The following is a 24,235-nucleotide window of genomic DNA, read 5'->3' on the forward strand; positions in this document are numbered from 1 at the left end:
ACGAACAGAGGTCAATACATGTCGATTCTGATTAACAAAGACACCAAGGTCATCACGCAGGGCATCACCGGCAAGACCGGTCAGTTCCACACGCGTGCTTGCCGTGAATACGCAAACGGCCGCGAAGCGTTCGTTGCAGGCGTGAACCCGAAGCGCGCTGGCGAAGATTTCGAAGGCATTCCTATCTACGCCAGCGTCGCTGAAGCCAAAGCTGAAACGGGCGTGACCGTGTCGGTGATTTACGTTCCGCCGGCAGGCGCCGCTGCTGCGATCTGGGAAGCGGTCGAAGCCGATCTGGATCTCGCGATCTGTATCACGGAAGGCATCCCCGTCCGCGACATGATCGAGATCAAGGACCGTATGCGTCGCGAAAACCGCAAGACGCTGCTGCTCGGACCGAACTGCCCGGGCACGATCACGCCGGACGAACTGAAGATCGGCATCATGCCGGGTCACATCCACCGCAAGGGCCGCATCGGCGTCGTGTCGCGTTCGGGCACGCTGACGTATGAAGCAGTCGGCCAGTTGACGGCGATCGGCCTCGGCCAGTCGTCGGCGGTCGGTATCGGCGGCGATCCGATCAACGGTCTGAAGCACATCGACGTGATGAAGATGTTCAACGACGATCCGGAAACGGACGCCGTCATCATGATCGGCGAGATCGGTGGTCCGGACGAAGCGAACGCAGCGTACTGGATCAAGGACAACATGAAGAAGCCGGTGGTCGGCTTCATCGCTGGCGTCACGGCGCCTCCGGGCAAGCGCATGGGCCACGCCGGCGCGCTGATCTCGGGCGGTGCGGATACGGCTGAAGCGAAGCTGGAAATCATGGAAGCCTGCGGCATCAAGGTCACGAAGAACCCGTCGGAAATGGCGCGTCTTCTGAAGGCGGTAACCTGATAGACACTGCCTTGTCGTTTATTATCGAGGGATCCGGACGGATGTCGATGGAGAGTGAACCATTCTGGGGGCTGGCGTCTTTATGCCGCCTCCTTTAGCGCCGCTGGTTCTTCCGCTCTCATTCCCGGAAACCAGCGAGCGAAGGTTTTCCGCAGATCGTCGTTGAGGACCTGCACGCGGATTTGCAGCAGCAGATGCGCGCCGCGCTGGGTCCAACGCATCTGCTGCTTTTTCACAAAGCGCTTGCTGACCACGTAGTTCACGGTCGACTCGACAAACGCCGTGGAAATCGTCTCATCGTGCCGGTAGCGGTTGCCGTAGTTCGGAATGAACGCCTGGTTGGCCCCGATATAGGTGCGGAATTCCCGTACTGCCTTCTCCAGTTTTTTCTTGTTTGCCGGGTTCTCTTCCAGCATCTCCAGATCGTCGCCCAGGTCATCAATCCGTTGCAGGGCGTGCGGGACATTGCCGTGCCAGAGATTCCATTTGAGGCTTTGGCGTGGTTCAAGCCTGCGTTACACACGAGGTGTCGAATGGCGAGGCGCGAGATAATAGTGCCCCATTTTTCCTCGCGACACCCCCATGAAGCTATCCGCCTGCGCTGCAACCGTAAAGCTGGTCGCCAACGAGCGCAAGATGATCGCCGTGCGGGCCCTGGCGGGCACCGAACCGGTCAGCACCCTGGCCGCCCGGCACGGCGTGAGCCCGCTCGTCTACCGGCAGATGCGCAAGGCCAGCGCGGCGCTGGATGAGCTCTTCTCGCCGACGCAGACCGACGACGCCGACCCGGTGCTGTTCTCGCTGCCGGTCACCCGGCGCTGGCTGGAGCAGGCCACGCTCGGGCTGACGATGATCGCTCACGCCTCGATGCGCGGTGTCGTGGAATTCATGCATGATGTGCTGGGCGTGTCCATCAGTCTGGGCACCGTGCACAATATCCACCAGCGGGCGGCGCAGCACGCCGTCGCCATCAATGACAGTGTTGATCTGTCGGCCATCCGGGTCGGACTGCATGACGAGCTTTTTCAGGGCTCGCAGCCCGTACTCGCCGGCATTGACGCTGCCTCGACCTACTGCTATTTGCTGGCCGCCGAAGATCATCGCGACGGAGACACCTGGGCCGTCCATCTGCTCGACCTGAAGGCGCGCGCACTGAATCCCGATTACACCATTGCCGACGCCGGCACGGGCCTGCGCGCCAGCCAGAAACGCGCATGGCCCGACACCTCGGGCGCCTTCTGGCACGGCTGGAACCGGCTGCATGCCGCCATGGGGCGCAAGTTCTACGGGGTCTGGAGCGCGGTCTCGCAAGCCATGCAGAGCACGCCACGCAGCAGCTCACTGGTTGAAAACCTCAACTCCCGGCTGCGCAACTGCCTGACGTTGCGGCGCCATCTGAACGGTAGTCGCGCCTGGCTGGGCCTGCTGCAGTTCTTCGTCAATCACCGCCGCTTCATGCGCAGCCGGTGCGGCAAGCGGCTCGGCAAAAGTCCGCGTGAAGCGATGACGGGGGAAGATCATCCGCACTGGCTGACGCTACTCGGACTCGGACCGCTTCAGCCTCGGCAAAGCTGATTGTCCGAAGTCGCAGACCAAAATGTGATTCGCATTACATATTAATCCAGCCTGAAAACGCAGGATGAGTCAGCTCGTCTGTGTAACGCAAAAAAACACGGGGTTTGAACCACGCCGTCTCGTCCATTCGCCAGCTTCTACCTCCCGAACGCTTGCGCGACCGTAACGCCTTCTCGAGAACTGGCAGCAGTTTGATCGCTCAGCGATGCGGGGTCGAATGGTCGACCGACACGGATCGCTCTGACATCATTTCTTCCCGGTGACGCAGGCTTAGCGGGTAGGCCACATACCAGCGCACATAAGTCAGCATCACATCCAGCGGGTAATGCAGTCGCTTGAGCACCTTGCTCACAGCGGCGTTCGGGGTCGTCATAGTCGAAACATCGTTCGTCCTGGGACGCCCACAATAGCAGCGTGGCCTAATGCGACGGAACGGAAAAAGGCCCGCCGTGCGGCGAGCCTCCCTGACGTTACGGAGTGCGCGCGTATGCAGATTGTGCGGCATCGTTGAGCGCCTGCCAGCTGAATCCTTCAAGCAACACCGCGAGCTGCAGCGAGGACAGCGGCGCATTGCCCGCGTCCATCGGTGATCCCGCGGCGTCATCCGTGAGAGTCGTCTGCGTTTGCTCGGGCGCACTTACAGGACTGCTGTGTGATGTGACGACGTGATCAATGGAAACGAGGCCAGTCAGGGTGATGATGGCAAGAATGGTTCGGGTAGTGGCAGTAATGTGATGCAACATGTCAGGCCTCCATTCAAAAAAAAGGAAGTGAGCGAATTGCTTTCGCGTCATCATCAGGATAAGAGGCCCAAGCTTATTGTCAGCTTAATGGCTGTAGATTTGTTTCGCTACCGTCGGTGAGACAGGCGAAATCCGGTTCTGTTGCAATAAGGCGATCGACTATGATGTTCGGAACAAGATGAACGACTGAAAGCTTGATGAAGACGCTGAATCCGACCGTGGCCTGCGTGCTCAAACGCCTGCGTTACCCGCTTGATGTGATCCTGACTTGCGTGCGTTGGTATGTGGCCTATCCGCTGAGCCTGCGAAACCTGGAAGAAATGATGGCGGAACGAGGCGTCTCAGTGGATCATTCAACCGTGCATCGTTGGGCTCTCAAGCTGCTGCCGGTGCTGGAAAAAGCATTTCGCAGCCGCAAACGCCCCGTCGGCAAGAGTTGGCGCGTCGACGAGACCTACATTAAGGTCAATGGCCAATGGAAATATCTGTATCGCGCCGTCGACAAGACCGGCAACACCATCGACTTCATGCTGCGGGCCCATCGGGATAAGACTGCGGCGCGGCGGTATTTCGAAAAATCAATCGCCCAGAATGGCGAACCCGAGACGGTGACCATCGACAAAAGCGGCGCCAATCTGGCTGCGCTGGAAGCCATCAATGCCGACCGCGAAACGCCCATCAAGATCCGGCAGACGAAGTACTTGAACAATATCATCGAACAAGACCATTGCGCGATCAAGCGGCGTACCCGCCCCATGCTCGGGTTCAAGAATTTCCGGTGCGCACGCATCCTACTCGGTGGCATCGAGGTGGCTCACATGATCGCCAAGGGGCAGATGAAAGACAACGACACCCCACAAACTTTCGCCGAGCAGTTCTATTCGTTGGCGGCATAAGTAGTCCTAGTCATATCAGGCGTTGCTCAACTTGCAATCGTTATCGCGACAAAACCATTGACACCACGTCCACCGCGATTCAGTGCGTGCAGGTAGCTCCGTAGTCGATACCTCGCTATGACCAAGCTGCTCCTGCAACGTCCGGATGTCGCATCCCGATTCCGGTAGATGCATTGCAAACGAATGGCGAAAGGTGAGCGACGTCACCCGCTTGGTCAGCCTGGCGTCTTCCGCAGCGCGTTTGATCGCGCGTTGGAACGTCTGTTCGTCGAAACCGACGTCTACTAAATCATCCCGCGAGCTATCGTTGCTCAAGCCATCCGTGCTTGTCCTGCCTCCAACAACCGGGAGCACGCTTCACATTGTGGAATTCAGCTCGAATTTCCGCAGCATCATTTTCCCGCGCTTTGAAAACATGTTTCACATCGCAATAATTATTGCGTATGTTATTGAAAAATAATAAAAATTTATGTTATATGTCTTATATAAGACATTGATGCGGCGCGTCAAAACGGCCCTACAATTCAGTCATGCAGTTCGCTTCGACACACGTAGCGGCACACCCAACTATTTTTGAAATGCGCTTTGCTCTTAGGAGATACACATGACCCAATATCAAGACGACATCAAGGCAGTTGCTGGTTTGAAGGAGAAACAGGGCAGCGCGTGGAATGCCATCAATCCCGAGTCTGCCGCACGCATGCGTGCTCAGAACAAGTTCAAAACGGGCCTGGACGTCGCCAAGTACACCGCAAAGATCATGCGCGCCGACATGGCCGCCTACGATGCCGACTCGTCCAAGTACACCCAGTCGCTTGGCTGCTGGCACGGCTTCATCGGCCAGCAGAAGATGATCTCAATCAAGAAGCACTTCAACAGCACCGACCGCCGCTACCTTTACCTCTCCGGCTGGATGGTGGCCGCTCTGCGCTCCGAGTTCGGTCCGCTGCCGGACCAGTCGATGCACGAAAAAACCTCGGTTAGCGCGCTGATCCGTGAGCTGTACACCTTCCTGCGCCAGGCCGACGCCCGTGAACTGGGCGGCCTGTTCCGTCAGCTGGACGCTGCCGAAGGCCCTGCCAAGGCCGCCATCCAGGAAAAAATCGACAACCACGTCACCCACGTCGTGCCTATTATCGCGGACATCGACGCGGGTTTCGGCAACGCCGAAGCCACCTACCTGCTGGCCAAGCAGTTTATCGAAGCGGGCGCGTGCTGCATTCAGATCGAAAACCAGGTGTCCGACGAGAAGCAGTGCGGCCACCAGGATGGCAAAGTCACCGTGCCGCACGAGGACTTCCTGGCCAAGATCCGCGCCATCCGCTACGCCTTCCTGGAACTGGGCGTGGACGACGGCGTCATCGTGGCCCGTACCGACTCGCTGGGCGCCGGCCTGACCAAGCAGATCGCCGTGACCAACACACCTGGCGACTTGGGCGACCAATACAATTCCTTCCTCGATTGCGACGAAATATCGGCCGACGCACTGGACAATGGTGACGTCATCATCAAGCGCGACGGCAAGCTGCTGCGTCCTAAGCGCCTGCCAAGCAACCTGTTCCAGTTCCGCGCCGGTACGGGCGAAGCGCGCTGCGTACTGGATTGCATCACTTCGCTGCAAAACGGCGCTGACCTGCTGTGGATCGAAACCGAAAAACCGCATATCGCCCAGATCGGCGGCATGGTCAGCGAGATTCGCAAAGTCATCCCGAACGCCAAGCTGGTGTACAACAACAGCCCATCGTTCAACTGGACCCTGAACTTCCGGCAGCAGGCGTATGACGCGATGAAGGCCGCAGGCAAGGATGTGTCAGCATACGAGCGCGCCCAGCTGATGAGCGTGGAATACGATCAGACCGAACTGGCGATCGCCGCCGACGAAAAGATCCGCACCTTCCAGGCCGACGCGGCGCGCGAAGCAGGTATCTTCCACCACCTGATTACGCTGCCGACTTACCACACCGCCGCACTGTCGACCGACAATCTGGCCAAGGAATACTTCGGCGACCAGGGCATGCTGGGTTATGTGGCTGGCGTGCAGCGTAAGGAAATCCGTCAGGGCATCGCCTGCGTCAAGCACCAGAACATGTCCGGCTCGGATATTGGCGACGACCACAAGGAGTATTTCAGCGGCGAAGCGGCCCTGAAAGCGGCGGGTAAAGACAACACCATGAACCAGTTCTGATACCAGTAATGCCCGAAGCAAAACGCCAACCCTTCGGGTTGGCGTTTTTTTATCCGGCGAGATAGCTCGCGGGGTTCTCGTCAAACATTTTCGTGTGCACTTCCATTCAGAAGCTGTACGTGTGGCTCGGTAGACTGAGGATGGCGCACTGATCATTGTTCAGGGGCCACGCGACGGACACAGCCCGACCCGTCACAGACGGTCATCATCCCGCGACCTGTACGGCGCGTCTCGGAGTGCCACGGACATTCACGCGATGAAATGGCGGATGCGCCTGTCGGCGAGTGGCCCTGTGTACTCCGGCGGCTCCACAGCAGTTGCAGTGCGACGGGCTCAGCGCAGACCGCGAGCCGTGACGCACGCACGGCCCGCCGCAACGCGATTACGCTACCCCGAAACCGCCGCCACCTGGCGTCTCCACCACGAAGACGTCGCCCGCTGCCATCTCGACACTCGCGATATGGCCCAATGCGACGACCTCGCCGTCCGCGCGCTCGACGCGATTGCTGCCACGCCTTCCCGCGCATCCACCTGCTGCACCGAACGGCGCATGAATGCGGTTGTTCGAAAGAATCGAGGCGGTCATCGGCACGAGAAAGCGGATGCGCCGGATCGCACCGTTACCGCCGCGCCAACGTCCGGCGCCGCCGGACTCCGCGCGGATCAGGTGCGACTCGAGCCGCACGGGATAGCGCCATTCGAGTACTTCGGGGTCGGTCAGGCGCGAGTTCGTCATGTGCGTCTGTACTGCATCGACGCCGCTGAAGCCTTCGCCCGCGCCGCTGCCGCCTGCGATCGTCTCGTAGTACTGGTAGCGCGCGTCGCCGAACGTGAAGTTGTTCATCGTGCCCTGACTCGACGCCACGATGCCCAGCGCACCATAGAGCGCATTCGTAATCGCGGACGAAGTCTCCACGTTGCCCGAGACCACCGCCGCCGGATAGACGGGATTGAGCATCGAGCGGTCCGGGACGATCACCGAGAGCGGCTTCAGACAACCCGCATTGAGCGGGATGTCATCGCCGACGAGCGTGCGGAACACGTAGAGCACGGCTGCCATGCAGACTGCCTTCGGCGCATTGAAGTTGTTCGGCAGTTGTCCGGAAGTGCCGCTGAAGTCGACGGTGGCGCTGCGCGTCGTGGTATCGACGCGAATGGCAACCTCGATCACCGCGCCGTTATCGAGTTCGTAACGGTACGCGCCGTCCTTGAGCGCGCCGATCACGCGGCGCACTGCTTCTTCGGCGTTGTCCTGCACGTGCTGCATGAAGGCGAGCACCACGTCGCGGCCGAATTGCGCGACCATGCGGCGCAACTCGTCCACGCCTTTCTGGTTCGCCGCGATCTGCGCGCGCAGATCGGCCATGTTCTGCGCGACGTTGCGTGCCGGATAGCGGCCCGACGCAAGCAGAGCCCGGGTTTCGGCATCGCGCAGCGCGCCCGCCGAGACGAGCTGCCAGTTATCGATCAACACGCCTTCTTCTTCGATATGCGACGAGGCCGCCGGCATCGATCCGGGCGTGATTCCGCCGATATCCGCATGATGGCCGCGTGAGCCGACGTAGAAGAGCGGCTCGGCCGAACCGTCGGCGAACACGGGCGTGATGACCGTCACGTCGGGCAAATGCGTGCCGCCGTGATACGGATCGTTGAGCATGAACACATCGCCGTCGCGCATCGCGCCGCGATTTCGCTCGATGACCGTCTTGATGCTCTCGCCCATCGATCCCAGATGCACGGGCATGTGCGGAGCGTTCGCAATCAGATTGCCCGCGGCATCGAAGATTGCGCACGAGAAGTCGAGACGCTCCTTGATGTTCACCGAATAGGCGGTGTTTTGCAGACGCAATCCCATTTGCTCGGCAATCGACATGAACAGATTATTGAAGATCTCGAGGCGCACAGGATCGGCCTCGGTGCCGATCGAGCGGCGGGTCGGCAGCGGCTGTACGCGGGTCATCACCACATTGCCTTGCTCCGTCAGCGCCGCCTGCCAGCCCGGCTCGACCACGGTCGTGCCGTTCTTTTCAGCGATGATCGCCGGGCCGTCGAGCATGTCGCCAGCGCACAGCGTTTCGCGCTGGTAGAGCGACGCGTCGTGCCAGCGGCCGCCCGAATACATGTGCACGACCGTCTGCGCATGAGGGAAGTCGCCTGCCGCGCGCTCCCGCAGGTTGCCAGCATCGACCGGAGCGTCGGAATGGCCGATCGCTTCGACGGAAGCGAGTTCCACGATGAGCGGTGTATCCGCCATCAGGAACGCATAGCGTTGGCGATACGCGGCTTCGAAAGCGGCGCGCATCGCATCGACGCTGCCCGCCGGCACTGCGAGCGAAGAGTCGGTGCCCTGATAGCGCAGATGCACTCGACGTTCGGTCGTGATACGCGCGGCGTCCACGCCCTGTTCGAGCAGTGCGCTGGTCGCAGCGGCGGCGAGCGCATCGAGGGCGGCTTCCAGCGTTGCAAGCGAAGACTCGTCGAGCGCGATTTCGAGCGCCCGCTCGCGCATCGCTGTCTGATCCGCGAGGCCCATCCCGTAAGCGGAGAGGACCCCCGCGAGCGGATGCGCGAATATCCGCGTCATCCCGAGCGCGTCCGCCACACCGCACGCATGCTGGCCGCCCGCGCCGCCAAAAGTCGTCAGCACATACTGCGAGACGTCGTGGCCGCGTTGCACTGATATTTTCTTGATCGCGTTTGCCATGCTGCCAATGGCGATCTCCAGGTAACCTTCCGCGAGGTCTTCCGGCGTGCGCCGCTGACCCGTTGCCGCAAAGATTTCATCGGCGAGACTCCGAAAGCGTTGCGCGACGACCTCGCGATCGAGCGGTTCGTTCGCGTGCGGACCGAAGACGCGCGGGAAGTAGTCGGGCTGGATTTTGCCGAGCATCACGTTGCAGTCGGTGACCGCGAGCGGGCCGCCGCGCCGGTACGCCGCGGGACCCGGATTGGCGCCCGCCGAATCGGGGCCGACACGCAGCCGGGCGCCGTCGAAGCCGAGCACCGAGCCACCGCCCGCCGCCACGGTATGGATGCTCATCATCGGCGCGCGCATCCGCACGCCTGCCACCTGCGTTTCGAAGACGCGTTCGAACTCGCCGTTGAAGTGCGAGACGTCCGTCGACGTGCCGCCCATGTCGAAGCCGATCACGCGCTCGAAGCCCGCTGCCTGTGCCGCGCGCACCATGCCGACGATCCCGCCCGCCGGACCGGAGAGAATCGCGTCCTTGCCTTGAAAGACATCGGCGCGCGTCAGTCCGCCACTGCTCTGCATGAACTGCAGGTTCACGCCCGGCATTTCGCTGGCGACCTGATCGACATAACGGCGCAGGATCGGCGACAGGTACGCATCGACCACGGTGGTATCGCCGCGCGAAACCATTTTCATCAGCGGCGAGACCTCGTGCGACACCGAGATTTGCGTGAAGCCGATGCGGCACGCCATAGCCGCGAGCTCGCTTTCATGCGTCGTGTGGCGATAACCGTGGATCAGCACGATCGCGAGCGCACGGATGCCGGCATCGTAGACCTCGCGCAACCTGCGCTCCGCGGCCGCGTGATCGAGCGTCGCGACCACTTCGCCTTGCGCGCTCACGCGTTCGTCGATTTCCACCACGCGCTCATAGAGCGCCTCCGGCAACGCGATGTCGAGATCGAACAGGCGCGGGCGGTTTTGATACGCGATCCGCAACACATCGCGGAAGCCGCGCGTGGTGACGAGCGCCACGGGTTCGCCCTTGCGTTCGAGCAGCGCGTTGGTCGCGACCGTCGTACCCATCTTGACCATCTCGACGTCGCGCGGCGTGATGGGTTCGCCGGCTCGCAGACCCAGCAGATGGCGAATCCCGGCGACGGCCGCATCGCGATACTGCTCAGGGTTTTCGGAAAGCAGCTTGTGCGTGGTGAGCGAGCCGTCCGGGCGGCGCGCGACGATATCGGTGAACGTGCCGCCGCGGTCGATCCAGAACTGCCAGCGGGACGGCGTGCAAACATCGGAGGCGAGAGTGTGATTCATTGTGTCGTGTTCGTGAGGCGAGAGTGATGAGGGAAGGCGCAAGGCGAAAATCAGGCCGATTCGAGTTCGCGGCCGCGCGTCTCAGGCAGCGTGAGCGCGGCGATGATCAGCACGCCATACGCGGCCACGGCAAACATGCCGATGCTCGTGCCTAGGCCGAAACGGCTCGACAGCGCGCCGATCAGCACCGGAAACAGCGCCCCGATCGCGCGGCCGACGTTGTAGCAAAAGCCCTGACCCGAACCGCGCACACGGGTCGGAAACAGTTCGGTGAGGAATGCGCCCATGCCGGAAAAGATCCCCGACGCGAAAAAGCCGAGCGGAAAGCCGAGCCACAGCATCGATGCATTCGTGAGCGGCAACGAGGTGTACGCGAAGGCAATCGCCATCGAGCCCACTGCGAACAGAATGAAGTTCGGCTTGCGGCCGAGGCGGTCGGTGAGCCACGCGCTGCACAGATAGCCCGCATACGAGCCCGCGATGATCGTCGCCAGATAGCCGCCCGTGCCCATCACCGTCAGATGACGTTCGGTCTTGAGGAAGGTGGGCAGCCAGGTCGTGATCGCGTAGTAGCCGCCCTGCGCGCCCGTCGTGAGCAGGGCGGCACGCAGCGTCGTCGGGAGCAGCCCGGGAGCGAAGATCTCAGTGAAGCGCGGCGTGTCGTGTGCGTCGCGCTGCTGGACCCTGGCCTGCTCGAACAATTCCGGTTCCTTCACGTAGCGGCGGATCACGAGCACGAGCAGGGCTGGGACGAGCCCGATCAGAAACAACGCGCGCCACGCGATTTCAGGGGCCATCGCGGAGAACAGCACCGCGTAGAGCAGGGCCGCCATGCCCCAACCGAGCGCCCAGCCCGACTGCACGAGACCGACCGCCTTGCCGCGGTCGCGGGCGCGGATCACTTCGCCGATCAGCACCGCGCCTGCTGTCCACTCGCCGCCGAAGCCGAAGCCCATCAACGCGCGAGCCGCGAGTAACTGGCCATAGTTCTGAGCGAGGCCGCACAGGCCCGTAAATACCGCAAACCACAGGACGGTGAGCTGCAGCGTGCGCACGCGGCCGATGCGATCGGAAAGGATCCCCGCAATCCAGCCGCCAAGCGCGGAGGACAGCAGCGTCATGGTGCCGATAAAGCCCGCGTCCGCGAGCGAGATGCCCCAGGTGGCGACGAGCGTCGGGATGACGAAGGAAAGCATCTGGGTGTCCATGCCGTCGAGCATGTAGCCGACCTTGCAGCTCCAGAACGCGCGCCGGGCGCGCGGACCGGCTTCGGCGTACCAGGAAAGTTGCGGGCTTGCCGGGGTTGCCGGCATGTCGGCGGCATCGTCGACGCTTGCCGTGAGTGTCTTGCTGTCCATCTGTTGCTCCTATGAGATAGACGCATGGGTAACGATTGAAGCCATGCACGAGCGTAGGGATGCGTCATTCCCTCCGGGCAGCGCGGCCGGATGGCTTCAAGGTGCTGTGAATCGCTTGTTGCGCGACGGCGCGGCGCGCGCCGTCGAGACGGTCAGAAAATAGCCAGCGACGCGTTGGTGATATCCGTCATCAGCATGTGGCCCGGCGCGTGCGCGATCGCAAGCGGCAGCTTCGCGGCCATCAGCGCCGTTTGCGGCGTCACACCGCAAGCCCAATAGACAGGCAGTTCACCCGCGCGGATCGTCACCGCGTCACCGAACTCGGGGCGCGCGAGATCGGCAATGCCGAGTTCCGCCGGATCGCCGATATGCACGGGCGCGCCATGCACGCCAGGAAAGCGGCTCGTGATCTGCACGGCGCGGATCGCGTCGGCGCCGCGAAGCGGGCGCATCGACACGACGAGTTCGCCGCCGAACACACCCGCGCGCTGGTTCGGGATGTTGGTGCGGTACATCGGGACGTTGCGGCCTTCTTCGACGTGGCGCAGGCCGATGCCTTCCTTCGCGAGCATGTGCTCGAACGAGAACGAACAGCCAATCGCGAACACGACGAAATCGTCCTGCCAGAACGCTTCGATCGATTCGACGCGCTCGCTCAGCATGCCGTCGCGATAGACGTTGTACGCGGGGACGTCGGTGCGGATGTCGATGTCGCGCCCGAGCATCGGCACGCGGAAGTCACCAGGCTCGCCCACGCCGAGCAGCGGACACGGCTTCGGATTCGCATGGCAAAAGCGCAGGAAATCGTGCACATGCGCGGCGGGCAGGATCGCGAGATTGGCTTGCGCGTAGTCGCCGCAGTATCCGGCCGTCGGGGCACGGAAGTCGCGATGGCGTACGGCCTGGCGGAATTCGAATGGAGTCATGGTGTCAGCGGTGCTCTGGCGGGTTTGCGTCGGTTTGTCTACGGTGGCTGCGTTTTTCCTACCGTCAGGCGAAGCATAGAAAAGAAGATTTTTTTACGCCAACTAGTTTTCTTTGCCTCCGATGGATAGAATTTCTTAACGAAATCGCGGGTTTTCCCCGATCACGTTGAGTTTTTTGGAGCGGTTTGTCCCGCTAGCAACTGCCATCTTTCGGCTATGAATACGCGCTTTCTCGAAACCTTCGTCACGCTCGCCAAGCTGCGCAGCTTCCGGACCACGGCGACGGCGCTGCACGCCACGCCTGCCGCGATCTCGCAGCGCCTGAAGGCGCTGGAAGACGAATTGCACACCGTGCTCGTCGATCGCGAGAGTCGCGAATTCCGGCTCACGCCGAACGGCGAATATCTGCTCGGCTACGCCAAGGCCGTGGTCGAGGCGACGCGTCAGTTGCAGGCCGCCGCGTCGCATGAAGGCGCGATGCGCGGCAAGCTGCGGCTCGGCGTGATCGAGACGGTGGTGCATAGCTGGCTCGCCGATTACATGCGACGACTCTCGGACGACTTTCCGCAGCTCGAAGTGGAGCTCGCGGTGGATGTGAGTGTGGTGTTGCAGCGGCGTTTGATGGCTGGCGAACTCGATCTCATCATCCGCGTGGAAGGCAGCGACGAGGAATCCGTGGTATGCGATGCGCTGGCGAATTATCCGGTGCACTGGATTGCGCGCGCGGGGCTGCTGCCGCTGTCGCGCAGCGGACTCGCGAAACGCGTGCTGCGTCATCCGATCCTGACGTTCGGGCGCGGGACGGCACCGCATCGCGCGCTGGAGGACATCGTCGGCAAGCTCGCGCTAGCCAACGGCGTGCCGCTCGCGGATACGCGCATCACCGGCTCGCCGTCGATTTCGGTGATTGTGCGTTTGGTACGCGACGGCTTCGGCGTGGCGGCGATTCCGCGCCTGTTCGTCGATGATCTGATCGCGCGCGGTGAAGTGGTCGAACTGCCACTGCAGCCTTCGCCGCCGTCCATCGTGGTGTCGATGTCCCGACGCGCGGATGCGCCGCTTTTCGTGCACGGCGCGGCGAACGCGGCACGTGCAGCGTGTCATGAATACTGTGAGCAGGGGGATAGACGGCTGATCGAGCGGCTATGACGGTCGGCTTTTGCGGACTGCCGCAAATTGGTAGGCTCTGGGCAAGGGGACATTGAGCATCCGCAGAGGGCGGTATGCGGCCATGAAGAGACAGTGGCAGGGCCGAGCTGAATGGCCGCTGCTTCCGACTTACCGGTCATTCGCGGCCAGCGGATCGAACGTAAATCGTTGGCAGGGCACCAGCACCGCCACTGCAAGCTCTTCATCAGTTGTCCGAGCAATGCATCAGCTATGTATTGCAAGCACTTGTCCAGAGAAAGCGGCGGTCCATCGAACAAACCGCTCAGGCTCGTCCGATTCGTTCAAACAACAGAACTTCCAGCTCGCCTTCGAGCTCGCGAATTCGCGGAGACCCATTGGTTTGCGATGTGTGAAGGTGCTTGCCGGCCACCACAAACGTGCCCAGACTCCAATCCAATAGAACGTCTCCAGCTGTTGTAACGCTTTTTGTCAGCGCACCGTCAGCCGCCGAGTAGCCGCTGTAGCAATTCGGTGGCATTGCCGGCGGCATATTTGTAAGCGGTCAGTTTTTCACGTCCCACATGGAGGAGAATGCATTGCCGGACACTGTATCGTTCAGAGCGCTACTTATGCGGGCAACCTACCTGATCTCGTCAATCGTCTTCGGCGGATAAGCGTTTTTTGCTCCGCAGAGCATGTGTAATTATCCAGACCAGACCTCTAATTCCTGTTTGATGTCTATCAATTGCACTGCTGCGCCTGGAGAGGAGGCGTGCGCGATTTGGTGGTGACGCTAGTTGATGCAACGCTCAATCGCGCGCCACGCAGACGTGCGTGAATCAACACTTTCATGTTCTGCAGGCTCTTTGGCGAGCGACTTAAGACAGAGCGCCAGGTTCGCGCGAGCGCTACCTGGCGCGTACACGTAAGCTAGCACCAAAAATACCGCCGTCGCTGTCACGGCGAGAAATGAGCCTCTACGGCAGATCGTGCGGCTGTAGAGAGAGGCGATGAAATGCACGCGAACACGGCGAGCATGCTGAAAGATGCTACGGAACATAGTGACTCCTGCAGGCGGACGTCGCGGGTCACCATCAAAATAGTCAGCGAGTGGTCGCCGCGAAAGAGCCAGCAGCGGCGCAACAAATGGAGCCACGCGCGAACAGGATCGGGTGGAATGGGGGGCGAACAATAAGTGACGTCCATCAGATCGGAATTCGCAGGAATGGAACGAATCTGCTGTTGAGATTCAAGTAGATTCGAACTGATTGCGTCGGTAGCACAAGGCTTTCCCGGCGTGCTGCTCAGTCAACGTTGAACCTGTGGTTCACTTAAGTTTGAACTTTCCAGAGACGCAACTGGGATCGCCTGTTTTTGAGCGATGACGGGGACACTTGATAGGAACGTCCAGTTTCAGCCTCCGCGTCGATCATGGGAGTCGACAAGGGCGGACTAGCGACGAGACTGCCGACACTGCGACTGCTGCTAAACCGGCGCGAGAAAATCCTATACTTCTGACGGCGGCAAATTGACGGAGCTCGAGTGTCGATACTGAATTGGCGAGATGCCTCTAGTCGATTTGAAGGCGCGGCTGAACGAAAATTCTGATTGATATCCAACACGCGATGCGATATCGCGAACTCGCAAGTCGGTCTGCTCGAGCAGCCGAGCGGCAATGCCCATGCGCCAGCGCATTAGATAGCCGTGCGGCGATTCACCTACTGAGCTACTGAAGTTGCGGACGAAAGTTGCGCGCGACAAACCAGCTTCTTCGGCGAGATCCTCTAGTGTCCACGCACGTTCGGGCGCTTCGTGTATGCGCGCGAGAACCCGTGTCATGTGCGGCGAGCGCAGGGCCGCAAACCAGCCGTTTGCTGCGGGCGAAGTAGCTTCGGCCCAATCTCGCATGAAGTAGACGAACAAGGACGACAGCAGGTTACGCACCACAATCTGATTACCGAAGTTCGGCGTCTCTACTTCGTTACGAAGCATGCGCAGCGTGTCGCTCAGCGGTGAGCATCCGGGTTCCATTCCGGCGCGGAGCGACACGGCTTGTGGCAGCGCCCGCAAAGCGGGAAGAGCAAGGTGCAGGTCCATGTCGAACTGGCCGCAAATCAGCGTGGTGGCCTTTGGGTCGCGGTCGACGACGCCATTGCGCATAGCCAGGAACGTTTCCAGTGGCATGGCTTTGCCTCGCCGAGAATGCACCACTTCGTGTGCGCTGCCGCGCGGAAACAAGACCAGTTCACCAGCCTGCAATTCAATAGTTTCCGTCTCGGGTTGACGTACGAAAGCACGTCCTTCGGCCACGAAATGGAACACTACCGCTTCGCGCGGTAGTACTGCAAAACCCCATGGGTCCGCCACGCGTGTGCGCACTAGAACCAAGCCGTCCGCGCGGATCGCTTTCAACCAATTGTTCAACGCATGCATGACCGTAACCTATGGCAGATTGAGACGAACCGCTATTTTTTAGCGCCGTTTGGTTATGGACCAGCCTCCATAGGGCTGATTCAATGAGGAGAGCAAAAACCCCCAAAAGGAGCAACCCATGTCAAGAGAACGAATCCAACACGCGCTGGACATTATCTACGACAAAGTCTTCAACCAGGGCCAGGCGGACCTATATCGGGAGATCGTGAGCGGGCCATACATACAACATAACCCGCTTTTTCCGGATGGACTCGATGACATCCTGGGCTATATCAAACAGGCCGGGCGCATCCCCTGCGAGGTCAAGCGCATCGCGATCGATGGCGATCTCGCCTTTGTACATGTGCGCTACCTGGAGTGGGGTGGCCAGGAAACTGCTGGCGTCGACATCTTCCGCTTCGATGCCGACGGCAAGGTTTTGGAGCACTGGGATGTGCTGCAGCCGGTGCCGAAGACGACTAACAACGCGAATACGATGTTCTAAACGGATGACGGCGGGGGCAGACTAATTCATACGCGGCTGGTCTTGCGCGCCGCTGCCAGCTTCGTCGCGTTGTCGCCGCTCTCCTTCATCGAACGCACAGCATAGGAGTATCCGCAGTGACTTGCGATGCTCTAGGGCGAGCGGCGTCAGACTTGGATCGAGACATTTGCACGCTGGCCTGAAACGGCATCGGCCTCTGCAAGACTGCAACATACCCACAGAGTCAGGGGAGCGGAGATATGACGAAACCGATTAGCATCGACCACATGGAATTCATAGAGGTCGATGGCCTGAAGATCCGCTTTCAACGCAACAGAGTTGGAGCGGGCATTCCTATCGTGCTCAGGAGCCCCTGGCCGGAAAGCTTGTACGCCTATCAGCGCATTTGGCAGATTTTCGGCGCCGAGGCCTCCGCCCCTCTTATTGCGTTTGACATCCCGGGTTTTGGCCAATCGGAAGACCGGCTGCAATTGATGTCGCCCTGAGCAATGGGCGATTTCATTCCCAGGATTCTGACGGCGCTCGGCCTTGACCGTGTCCATGCTGTTGCGCCCGACGTCGGCACATCCGCGTTTCTCTTTGCGGCCAACGCTCACCCGGACCTATTCGAAAGCTTGGTGGTCGGTAGCGGCGCAACTGATGCCGCGCTCACGGCAGGAGTGTTGAAGGACATTATCGACGCTCCAACGACGGCCGCCTTCGAACAGAGCAGCGGCGAGGCGTTTGCCACTGGCGCAATTGACCTGATGATGAGAATCAAATCGGACCCGCAGGCGCTGAAGGACTATCAAGCATCTTCGGCTGGCCGGCGTTTCATCGACGCGATGACATACGTGCGCGCTTAAGGGCCGAGCTGAAGCGGCGAGAAGAGTTTGATCATCGTCAATCCCTGGTGAGTCTCGAATGCAATTGGTGCAGCGGTGGGCTAGCTCTGTTGCCGTTGGGCGGTAGCGCGATCCAGTTGGCAAAATTCACGGTCGGACAAGGTGATCGCGCCGGCCGCCACGTTCTCTTCCAGATGCGTGACCCGGGAGGTGCCCGGTATCGGCAGGATCACCGGACTGCGCTGCAATAGCCACGCGAGTGCGATCTGCCCGACGCTCGCCTGATGGTTGCGCGCGATGGTGTCGAGAAGCGAACCGGCACGGGTCAGCTCGCCGGCAGCCAGTGGGAACCAGGGGATGAAGCCAATTCCATGGGCGGTGCAGTAATCAAGTATGTCTTCGCTTCCGCGGTCACCCAGGTTGAAGCGGTTTTGCACGGTCGCCACCTTGAAATATTTCGATGCAGCCTTGATGTCGGCCACCGATACTTCGCTCAGGCCAGCGTGGCGGACCACGCCGCTGTCGATCAGGTGGCGTACGGCGCCAAACTGCTCATCCCGCGGCACCGATGGGTCGATGCGATGCAATTGCCACAGGCCGATCTGTTCGATACCAAGCCGCTTCAAGCTGCCGTGGGCTTGCTGAACCAGGTAATCCGGTCGGCCCTGCGGTGCCCACTGGTTGGGACCTGTGCGTGCCAGTCCCGCCTTGGTCGCTACGAGCATGTCGGCGCCATAGGGATGCAGCGCTTCGCGGATCAATTCTTCCGAAACGTTCGGCCCATACGAGTCCGCCGTGTCGATGAAATTCACGTCGAGTTCGGGAAGGCGACGCAGGACACGGATGGCTTCGGCCCGATCGGTTGGCGCGCCCCAGATACCAGGACCGGTGATTCGCATCGCGCCAAATCCGAGCCGCCGGATTTCCGTGTTGCCGCCAATTTTGAAAGTGCGGTGTGGGATAATCATATTCGCCTTTACTGCTTGTGTTAGACCGATCGGGGGTGCACTACCCGCCGGGACAGTGATAGTGCCGGTTGGAAGCAGGCTGTCTCGGTGGCAGCATTTTCGTCATGGACACCTAAGGCATGCGAAGCACTTTCTCCCGGCTTGACGATGTGGCCGATGAATGACCGATAAACGCCCTGTGAGCTGCGGCAAACGTCTGCCGCGCGGTAGCGGTACCTTATGCGGCAGCAACCGCTCCTTTTTGCGCCCCTACCAGATGCTTGCCGATGCTGACTGTCAGGATCATCGCCGCGACTTCGCACGCAGCGGCGGTCCAGCCAAGGTTGTCCACCGAGGTGAAACTCAAGGTCAGGGAACCGAGCGCGGCGCCGAGCGAAAAGCCGAGATACATGAACGAAGCGTTGAGTGACAGGGCAATGGGCGTGCCGCGCAGGCCAGCGAGGTTGATCAGCCCTGCTTGCTGCGCGGGGTAGAAGGACCAATGCGCCATGCCCCAGGCCACTACGCCGATCAGGACGGGAACCAGTGCCAACGTTTTCGGCAGCCAGTGCGCACTCGCCGACATGAGCGAGAAAGCCAGGATCGACACGCTCAGGCAGGGGATGATCACGCGGCTGGGGCTGAGGCGGTCCACCGCCTTGCCGCCGATGAACACGCCGATGGCTGCCGCAACACCCCAGGTGAGCAGCACGTAGCCGATTTCAGCGCCATGCAACGGCGTGGTCCTGGCAACGAACAGCGCCAGGTACGTGTAGATCGTATACGCGCCTGTTGCCCAAAGCGTGGTGACGAGCAAGGTCATCGGGATGACCGGCTGGCGTGCGACATGGATACGCTCGCGCAGCGTGGCAGTCGGCAATCCCGCGCCGATGTTACGCGGCAGGCCGAACAGCAAGCCTGCCGTGGCCGCAGCGGACAGGGCGGCGACGCCCGCAAAGGTGATGCGCCAGCCGAGCCGGTCCCCGACCAATGCGCCAAGCGGTACGCCGAAGGCGACCGCGATCGTAATGCCGCCGTTGACGATGGCGAGCGCCGTGCCGCGCCGTTCTGGACCGGCGATCGCGCCGGCAAGCGCGTTGGCGCCGGGAACATACAGACCGGCGGCTGCGGCGAGCAGGATGCGGGCCGCCATCAATTCCCAATAGTTCTGGGCGGCCCAGGCAATGATATTCGCCACCGTGAAGGCGGAAAGCACCAGGATCATGAGCGTGCGCCGATGGAACGCGCCGGTCAGTGCCGTCAGGATCGGCGAGCTGAGTGCGTAGGCCAAAGCAAACACGGTGACCAGCTGGCCCGTGGCGACAATGCTGGTATGCAGGTCCGTGGCAATGTCGGGCAGCAGGCCGGCAATCATGAAGCTCTCGGTGCCGACGGCGAACGTTCCTAGCGCCAGCCAGTACAGCGGCGCGAAGGACGTGGACTGGGTCGTGGAGGTCATCGTGTGCTCCGCTTATGCCGCTACCGTTTGGTCGTTATAGAACGGATAGTCGGTGTAGCCGACGTCGGTGCCGCCGAAGAAGCTGGGGCGGTCGTACGGATTCAGCGGCAATTGAAGGCGCAGGCGGTCGGGCAGGTCCGGATTGGCGATGAAGTCGCGGCCAAATGCGACCAGGTCTGCGTCGCCCGCCTGCACGATGGCTTCGGCCGTATGGCCCTTGAAGCCGCCGGCGGCGATGATGATGCCCTTGTAGTGCTTGCGGATTAGTTGCGCGGCGGCCGGGTTCGGGTCCTTGCTCTCGTCATCCACAAAGCCCAGCACGCGCGGCTCGATCAGATGCAGATAGGCCAGGTTCAGTTTGGCCAGTTCCTCCGCTACGTAAGTGAAGAGGGCCTTCGGGTTGCTGTCGGACATATCGCCAAAAGTGCCGCTCGGGCCAAGGCGCACTGCTACGCGGTCGCTGCCCCACACCGAGATGACGGCCTGCGTGGCTTCCATCAGGAAGCGGGCACGGTTTTCGAACGACCCGCCGTAGATGTCGGTGCGCTTATTGCTGCCGTCCTGCAGGAACTGATCGAACAGGTAGCCATTGGCGGCATGCAGTTCGACGCCGTCGAAGTCGGCCTCCTTGCCGCGAATCGCGGCAGTGCGGAAGCTTTCGACGAGCCCGGCGATTTCGGGAATGGTCAGCGCGCGGCTCGGCGTGTTCGGGGTCCAGCCTGCTTCTGTGTAGGCGACGCCGCCATGCAGCACGGCGGACGGCGCCACCGGCTGGACACCGCCCGGCTGCAACTGGCTGTTGGACTCGCGTCCGGCGTGATACAGCTGCAGGAAGATACGGCCGCCCTTGGCGTGCACGGCGTCCGTCACCTGCTTCCAGCCGGCGATCTGGCTATCGTCGTAGAGGCCAGGCGCACCGAGGTAGCCGTTGCCGTTGGCTGCTGCGATGGTGGCTTCGCCAATCAGGAAGCCGCCTTCCGAGGTGCGCTGGGCATAGTACTCGGCCATCAACGGGCCGGGCCGGGCGCCTTCTTCGGCGCGCATGCGGGTGAGCGGCGCCAGCACCACACGATGGGAAAATTCGTAAGGACCGACTTTGACTGCGGAATGAAGTTTGGACATGATTTCCTCGAGATTGAGTGGCTGGTGACGCTCGATCGACAGCGGGCTTTCGACCTTGGGGAGAAGTGTATGGACGGACCGGGATAAGAAAAATGGGCTAAGGTTCCGAATATCCAGGACAATAAAGTCCGCAATCGAGTCGTTCGCTACCCGGACGAGTCGTAGCCGGGTTTCGAACGCTTGCCCGCGTCGCCCGGCCGGCGTAAATCGGCCTCGGGCCTCGGGATGCAGCAGTGGACAGCCTCAGTGGCATTTCGGTGTTTGTGCAGGTGGCGGAAACGCGCAGTTTTACTGAGGCGGGACGGCTGCTCGGCGTATCGTCTTCGGCGGTCGGCAAAAGCGTTGCGCGGATCGAGGAGCGTCTCGGCGTGCGGCTCTTTCACCGCAGCACGCGCAGCATCACGCTGACGGCCGAAGGGGCGTTGTTCCTGGAGCGGTGCCGGCGCATCCTCGGCGAACTCGAAGCGGCGAAAGCCGAACTGTCCGATGCCGCAGGCAGTCCGCGTGGCAGACTGCGGATCAGCACGCCGCAACTGTCCGGGCTGATCATGCCGGCGCTGGACGGCTTCATGCGGCAATACCCGGACGTCGAACTCGACGTCGATCTCTCCGATCGTATGGTGGACATCATCGAAGAAGGCTTCGATGCAGTCATACGCACGGGTGAGCAGCACGATTCGAGGCTAGTGTCACGGCGCCTCGGTTCCTGCGGGCAGGTTCTGGTCGCGTCACCCGGCTATCTCGAGAAGTACGGCATACCCAGGCATCCGTTCGAACTCGTGCAGCATGCCTGTCTGCTACATAAATTCCCCGCTAGCGGCAAACTGGAACGCTGGCCGTTTCAGCTCGCTGCGTCGGAAGCAGAGCCGGAGCTGCCGCAAACTTTCGTCGCCAACACCATTGAAGTGCTGGGCTTTCTGGCGCTTCAGAACAAGGGCCTTGCCTTCCTGCCAACCTTCCTCGTGCGCGATGCGCTGGCGAGCGGTGCATTACAGATCGTGCTTGACGACTTCATCGACCAGACCGTCACCTTCTGGATCTTGTGGCCGGCAAGCCGTTACGCTTCGCCGAAGCTGCGTGTCTTTATCGACTATGTCAGCCAGAATCTGCAGATCTAGCGACGGGCAAGGAATCGGCTAAAAGTCGCGAAGCCGGACTGAAGTGTCCGAAATGATCGGAATCTCAGCCAGTTTATCTCCAGTCTCCTGAACTCTATTATTGCCCGGTCGCTGCGCAGATACGCTGCACAGCCTCAAACTGGAGAGTTCTTGTGAACAGTATCGTCAGGCGGGCTACCGGGTCCGGCAAAATCAGGGTGGGCATCGTCGGGCTGGGCCATTGGTCGGAATATGGGCACCTGCCTTCGCTAAAACTGCTGCCGGAATATGAACTGACCGCGGTGCACAGCCGCAGCCCGGAAAAGGCGGCATCGCTGGTCACGCGCCATGGATTCAAATACGCAGCTACCTCGCTCCAGGAACTGGTATCGCATCCGGAAGTCGATCTCGTGCTCGTGTTGACACCCGCGTTCCAGCACGAAGAAGGCATTCGCGCGGCCATCGAGGCGGGTAAAGACATCTACTGCGAATGGCCTCTGACGCCAAGCACCGCTTTGTCCAGGGAGTTGCTGGCGCTGGCCGACAAAGCGGGCGTGCGCACCATCGTCGGTCTGCAACGGCGCCTCAATCCGGGTTACCGTTATGTGCGCGATTTGCTGGAGCGGGGCGAGATTGGCGAAGTGCGTTCGGTGCGCCTGCACGCGAGCGTCGAGTACTTCCAACGTGAACGGCCTGCTTCGCTTTATTACACGATCCCCGAAGAGAACTTCTCCAGTCTGCTGTCCATCTACGGCGGCCACTTCCTGGACGCCTTGTTTACGACGATGGTTGGCTATCCGCGGAGCTTGTCGGCGCTGACTGTCAATCAGTTCAAGGAAGTTACGCTGGTGGAAACCGGAGAAACATTCCCGCATACCAACGCCGACCAGGTCGTGCTGACAGGGACTTTCGCCAATGACGCCGTGCTGACGGTCCATATCGAGGCGGGAAAGCGCAATAACTTCGGTATGCAGCTCGACGTGACAGGCAGCACGGGCGACTTGAAAATCTGGAACACCACCAGTTTCGGCGACGCCTTCAACCGCATCGAAATCGCGCGGGGTGACCGCCAGCCGCTTACCGAGCTGACGATTCCAGCGGAATATGAATGGCTGCCGCCAAGCGAACTTGGCGCGAGTGTGCTGGAATTGGCGAACCTGTACTCCGCCCATGCACGCGACGTCAAGACCGGTTCAACGCTTGCGCCCACTTTCGCGGACGCGATCCGGATGCATGAACTGATGGACCAGATTGCAGAATCGAATCGCACGGGCCAGCGTGTCCCGCTCTCGTTCAGCACGCCTGGTTAAGCCGGACAGCCGGCTCAGGCACTGACGCCGGCTCCAATCTTTGAGCGGTTCCGTCATCCGTTTTCGCAAACTTCGCCAAGGAAACGCAATGTCTACCCATCCCGTCGTTCTGATCACTGGTGCGTTGACTGGCATTGGCCGCGCCACCGCGCTGGCTTTTGCCCGTGAAGGCGCCCATGTCGCTGTCTCCGGGCGTCGCGTGGACGAAGGCCAGAAGCTGGTTGAGGCGCTTCGCACACTCGGCGCGGAAGCCGAGTTCATACAGTCCGATGTCCGATTCGAAGACGAGGTACGCAACCTCGTCGATGAGACGGTTGCGCGCTTTGGCCGGCTCGACGTCGCGATCAACTCCGCGGGCACCGAAGGTCAGTCCGGACCAGTAACGGACCGGACTCCTGAGGGCTATGCAGCCGTATTTGATACCAATGTGCTCGGCACCCTTCTCAGCATGAAGCACGAGATGCGCGTGATGCTGGCGCAAGGCAAGGGCAGCATCGTCAATATCTCATCGACGATGGGCTCGCGCGGCGCGGCGAACGCGTCTCTCTACGTGGCAAGCAAGCACGCGGTGGAAGGCCTGACCAAATCGGCAGCGATCGAGGGCGCCGCGTCAGGGGTGCGCGTCAACGCCATCGCTCCGGGGCCGGTCGAGACCGCGATGCTCGACCGGCTGACCGGCACCGCCGAGCGGAAAGCCGCTTTTCTCACGAACGTTCCGCTCAAGCGCGCGGGAACCCCTGAAGAGATAGCCGACGCCATCGTGTTCGTCGCGTCTGGCAAGGCAAGCTTCATCACCGGCGAGATCATCAGGGTCAACGGCGGGAAAACGGCCTCGTGAGGCTGGCTAGCCA

General features: G+C 61.2%; 21 protein-coding genes and 3 pseudogenes. 12 read left to right on the forward strand and 12 right to left on the reverse strand.

What is annotated here, in order from left to right; all coding sequences use genetic code 11:
• Window positions 1-18: 18 nt before the first annotated feature.
• Window positions 19-900 (forward strand): succinate--CoA ligase subunit alpha, encoded by an 882-nt coding sequence (gene sucD, locus P3T23_RS38080; RefSeq protein ID WP_429321284.1) that lies wholly within the window; start codon window positions 19-21, stop codon window positions 898-900.
• Window positions 901-980: 80 nt separating this feature from the next.
• On the opposite strand, the pseudogene P3T23_RS38085 reads toward sucD, so the two are convergent.
• Window positions 981-1,400 (reverse strand): annotated as a pseudogene (locus tag P3T23_RS38085) (ISKra4 family transposase); the annotation flags it as partial.
• An 82-nt stretch (window positions 1,401-1,482) separates the two neighbouring features.
• Here P3T23_RS38085 and P3T23_RS38090 point away from each other — a divergent pair.
• Window positions 1,483-2,475 carry a hypothetical protein gene (locus tag P3T23_RS38090; protein ID WP_429321220.1) on the forward strand — a complete coding sequence of 331 codons (993 nt, stop codon included), beginning with the start codon at window positions 1,483-1,485 and terminating at the stop codon, window positions 2,473-2,475.
• Between the two features lie 115 nt (window positions 2,476-2,590).
• Here the strand turns inward: P3T23_RS38090 and P3T23_RS38095 are convergent.
• Both P3T23_RS38095 and P3T23_RS38100 read right to left on the reverse strand, forming a co-directional pair.
• Window positions 2,591-2,848 (reverse strand): annotated as a pseudogene (locus tag P3T23_RS38095) (IS6 family transposase); the annotation flags it as partial.
• Between the two features lie 97 nt (window positions 2,849-2,945).
• Window positions 2,946-3,218, reverse strand: a complete 273-nt coding sequence (locus P3T23_RS38100; protein WP_429321221.1) for a hypothetical protein — start codon at window positions 3,216-3,218, stop codon at window positions 2,946-2,948.
• Between the two features lie 197 nt (window positions 3,219-3,415).
• Between P3T23_RS38100 and P3T23_RS38105 the strand changes: the two genes are divergently transcribed.
• Window positions 3,416-4,114 (forward strand): IS6 family transposase, encoded by a 699-nt coding sequence (locus P3T23_RS38105; protein WP_429321222.1) that lies wholly within the window; start codon window positions 3,416-3,418, stop codon window positions 4,112-4,114.
• Window positions 4,115-4,129: 15 nt separating this feature from the next.
• Here P3T23_RS38105 and P3T23_RS38110 read toward each other — a convergent pair whose 3' ends face one another.
• Window positions 4,130-4,360: a tyrosine-type recombinase/integrase gene (locus tag P3T23_RS38110; RefSeq protein WP_429321285.1), complete on the reverse strand. Its 231-nt coding sequence runs from the start codon at window positions 4,358-4,360 to the stop codon at window positions 4,130-4,132.
• On the opposite strand from P3T23_RS38110, the gene P3T23_RS38115 reads away from it, so the two are divergent.
• Window positions 4,308-4,574 (forward strand): hypothetical protein, encoded by a 267-nt coding sequence (locus P3T23_RS38115; RefSeq protein WP_429321289.1) that lies wholly within the window; start codon window positions 4,308-4,310, stop codon window positions 4,572-4,574. The two genes, P3T23_RS38110 and P3T23_RS38115, sit on opposite strands and share 53 nt — an antisense overlap.
• 144 nt (window positions 4,575-4,718) lie before the next feature.
• Window positions 4,719-6,299, forward strand: coding sequence for an isocitrate lyase (locus P3T23_RS38120; RefSeq protein WP_429321223.1), 1,581 nt, complete (start codon window positions 4,719-4,721; stop codon window positions 6,297-6,299).
• Between the two features lie 382 nt (window positions 6,300-6,681).
• On the opposite strand, the gene P3T23_RS38125 is transcribed toward P3T23_RS38120, so the two are convergent.
• The 3 genes and pseudogenes from P3T23_RS38125 to P3T23_RS38135 form a co-directional block, all read right to left on the reverse strand.
• Window positions 6,682-10,314: a hydantoinase B/oxoprolinase family protein gene (locus tag P3T23_RS38125; protein WP_429321224.1), complete on the reverse strand. Its 3,633-nt coding sequence runs from the start codon at window positions 10,312-10,314 to the stop codon at window positions 6,682-6,684.
• Between the two features lie 50 nt (window positions 10,315-10,364).
• Window positions 10,365-11,672 carry an MFS transporter gene (locus tag P3T23_RS38130; RefSeq protein ID WP_429321225.1) on the reverse strand — a complete coding sequence of 436 codons (1,308 nt, stop codon included), beginning with the start codon at window positions 11,670-11,672 and terminating at the stop codon, window positions 10,365-10,367.
• A gap of 152 nt (window positions 11,673-11,824) precedes the next feature.
• A pseudogene (locus P3T23_RS38135) lies at window positions 11,825-12,613 on the reverse strand (putative hydro-lyase); the annotation flags it as partial.
• A gap of 201 nt (window positions 12,614-12,814) precedes the next feature.
• Between P3T23_RS38135 and P3T23_RS38140 the strand changes: the two are divergent.
• Entirely contained in the window at window positions 12,815-13,747 is a 933-nt protein-coding gene (locus tag P3T23_RS38140) for a LysR family transcriptional regulator (protein WP_429321226.1), read from the forward strand.
• 283 nt (window positions 13,748-14,030) lie between these two features.
• Here the strand turns inward: P3T23_RS38140 and P3T23_RS38145 are convergent, their stop codons facing one another.
• A complete protein-coding gene (locus tag P3T23_RS38145) occupies window positions 14,031-14,258 on the reverse strand; it encodes a LysR family transcriptional regulator (protein WP_429321227.1) in 228 nt (75 codons plus the stop codon).
• A 956-nt stretch (window positions 14,259-15,214) separates the two neighbouring features.
• Complete coding sequence (locus tag P3T23_RS38150) at window positions 15,215-16,141, reverse strand: AraC family transcriptional regulator (protein ID WP_429321228.1); 927 nt, start codon at window positions 16,139-16,141, stop codon at window positions 15,215-15,217.
• A 118-nt stretch (window positions 16,142-16,259) separates the two neighbouring features.
• Between P3T23_RS38150 and P3T23_RS38155 the strand changes: the two genes are divergently transcribed.
• The 3 genes from P3T23_RS38155 to P3T23_RS38165 all read left to right on the forward strand — a co-directional run bounded on the left by P3T23_RS38155 (window position 16,260) and on the right by P3T23_RS38165 (window position 17,470).
• Window positions 16,260-16,625 (forward strand): nuclear transport factor 2 family protein, encoded by a 366-nt coding sequence (locus P3T23_RS38155; RefSeq protein ID WP_401117561.1) that lies wholly within the window; start codon window positions 16,260-16,262, stop codon window positions 16,623-16,625.
• A 239-nt stretch (window positions 16,626-16,864) separates the two neighbouring features.
• A complete protein-coding gene (locus tag P3T23_RS38160) occupies window positions 16,865-17,110 on the forward strand; it encodes an alpha/beta fold hydrolase (protein WP_429321229.1) in 246 nt (81 codons plus the stop codon).
• Window positions 17,111-17,113: 3 nt separating this feature from the next.
• Complete coding sequence (locus P3T23_RS38165) at window positions 17,114-17,470, forward strand: hypothetical protein (RefSeq protein WP_429321230.1); 357 nt, start codon at window positions 17,114-17,116, stop codon at window positions 17,468-17,470.
• A gap of 80 nt (window positions 17,471-17,550) precedes the next feature.
• Here the strand turns inward: P3T23_RS38165 and P3T23_RS38170 are convergent, their stop codons facing one another.
• The 3 genes from P3T23_RS38170 to P3T23_RS38180 form a co-directional block, all read right to left on the reverse strand.
• Window positions 17,551-18,417, reverse strand: a complete 867-nt coding sequence (locus tag P3T23_RS38170; protein ID WP_429321231.1) for an aldo/keto reductase — start codon at window positions 18,415-18,417, stop codon at window positions 17,551-17,553.
• A 217-nt stretch (window positions 18,418-18,634) separates the two neighbouring features.
• A complete protein-coding gene (locus P3T23_RS38175) occupies window positions 18,635-19,855 on the reverse strand; it encodes an MFS transporter (protein ID WP_429321232.1) in 1,221 nt (406 codons plus the stop codon).
• Window positions 19,856-19,867: 12 nt separating this feature from the next.
• A complete protein-coding gene (locus P3T23_RS38180) occupies window positions 19,868-20,977 on the reverse strand; it encodes an alkene reductase (RefSeq protein ID WP_429321233.1) in 1,110 nt (369 codons plus the stop codon).
• A 233-nt stretch (window positions 20,978-21,210) separates the two neighbouring features.
• Here P3T23_RS38180 and P3T23_RS38185 point away from each other — a divergent pair, with 233 nt between their 5' ends.
• From P3T23_RS38185 to P3T23_RS38195, 3 genes are all read left to right on the forward strand, one after another.
• The gene (locus P3T23_RS38185; RefSeq protein ID WP_429321234.1) at window positions 21,211-22,095 is read left to right on the forward strand and encodes a LysR substrate-binding domain-containing protein; all 885 of its coding nucleotides are present in this window, start codon (window positions 21,211-21,213) and stop codon (window positions 22,093-22,095) included.
• Window positions 22,096-22,247: 152 nt separating this feature from the next.
• Window positions 22,248-23,384, forward strand: coding sequence for a Gfo/Idh/MocA family protein (locus P3T23_RS38190; RefSeq protein ID WP_429321235.1), 1,137 nt, complete (start codon window positions 22,248-22,250; stop codon window positions 23,382-23,384).
• An 88-nt stretch (window positions 23,385-23,472) separates the two neighbouring features.
• Window positions 23,473-24,222, forward strand: a complete 750-nt coding sequence (locus P3T23_RS38195; protein ID WP_429321236.1) for an SDR family NAD(P)-dependent oxidoreductase — start codon at window positions 23,473-23,475, stop codon at window positions 24,220-24,222.
• Window positions 24,223-24,235: the final 13 nt, after the last annotated feature.

It is taken from the genome of Paraburkholderia sp. GAS448 (assembly GCF_050435685.1).
Classification (GTDB): Bacteria; Pseudomonadota; Gammaproteobacteria; order Burkholderiales; family Burkholderiaceae; genus Paraburkholderia.

Coding starts and splice junctions, on each gene's coding strand:
- sucD (WP_429321284.1), top strand. CDS start 19: ATGTCGATTCTGATTAACAAAGACACCAAGGTCATCACGCAGGGCATC.
- P3T23_RS38090 (WP_429321220.1), top strand. CDS start 1,483: ATGAAGCTATCCGCCTGCGCTGCAACCGTAAAGCTGGTCGCCAACGAG.
- P3T23_RS38100 (WP_429321221.1), bottom strand. CDS start 3,218: ATGTTGCATCACATTACTGCCACTACCCGAACCATTCTTGCCATCATC.
- P3T23_RS38105 (WP_429321222.1), top strand. CDS start 3,416: ATGAAGACGCTGAATCCGACCGTGGCCTGCGTGCTCAAACGCCTGCGT.
- P3T23_RS38120 (WP_429321223.1), top strand. CDS start 4,719: ATGACCCAATATCAAGACGACATCAAGGCAGTTGCTGGTTTGAAGGAG.
- P3T23_RS38125 (WP_429321224.1), bottom strand. CDS start 10,314: ATGAATCACACTCTCGCCTCCGATGTTTGCACGCCGTCCCGCTGGCAG.
- P3T23_RS38130 (WP_429321225.1), bottom strand. CDS start 11,672: ATGGACAGCAAGACACTCACGGCAAGCGTCGACGATGCCGCCGACATG.
- P3T23_RS38140 (WP_429321226.1), top strand. CDS start 12,815: ATGAATACGCGCTTTCTCGAAACCTTCGTCACGCTCGCCAAGCTGCGC.
- P3T23_RS38145 (WP_429321227.1), bottom strand. CDS start 14,258: ATGCCGCCGGCAATGCCACCGAATTGCTACAGCGGCTACTCGGCGGCT.
- P3T23_RS38150 (WP_429321228.1), bottom strand. CDS start 16,141: ATGCATGCGTTGAACAATTGGTTGAAAGCGATCCGCGCGGACGGCTTG.
- P3T23_RS38155 (WP_401117561.1), top strand. CDS start 16,260: ATGTCAAGAGAACGAATCCAACACGCGCTGGACATTATCTACGACAAA.
- P3T23_RS38160 (WP_429321229.1), top strand. CDS start 16,865: ATGACGAAACCGATTAGCATCGACCACATGGAATTCATAGAGGTCGAT.
- P3T23_RS38165 (WP_429321230.1), top strand. CDS start 17,114: ATGGGCGATTTCATTCCCAGGATTCTGACGGCGCTCGGCCTTGACCGT.
- P3T23_RS38170 (WP_429321231.1), bottom strand. CDS start 18,417: ATGATTATCCCACACCGCACTTTCAAAATTGGCGGCAACACGGAAATC.
- P3T23_RS38175 (WP_429321232.1), bottom strand. CDS start 19,855: ATGACCTCCACGACCCAGTCCACGTCCTTCGCGCCGCTGTACTGGCTG.
- P3T23_RS38180 (WP_429321233.1), bottom strand. CDS start 20,977: ATGTCCAAACTTCATTCCGCAGTCAAAGTCGGTCCTTACGAATTTTCC.
- P3T23_RS38195 (WP_429321236.1), top strand. CDS start 23,473: ATGTCTACCCATCCCGTCGTTCTGATCACTGGTGCGTTGACTGGCATT.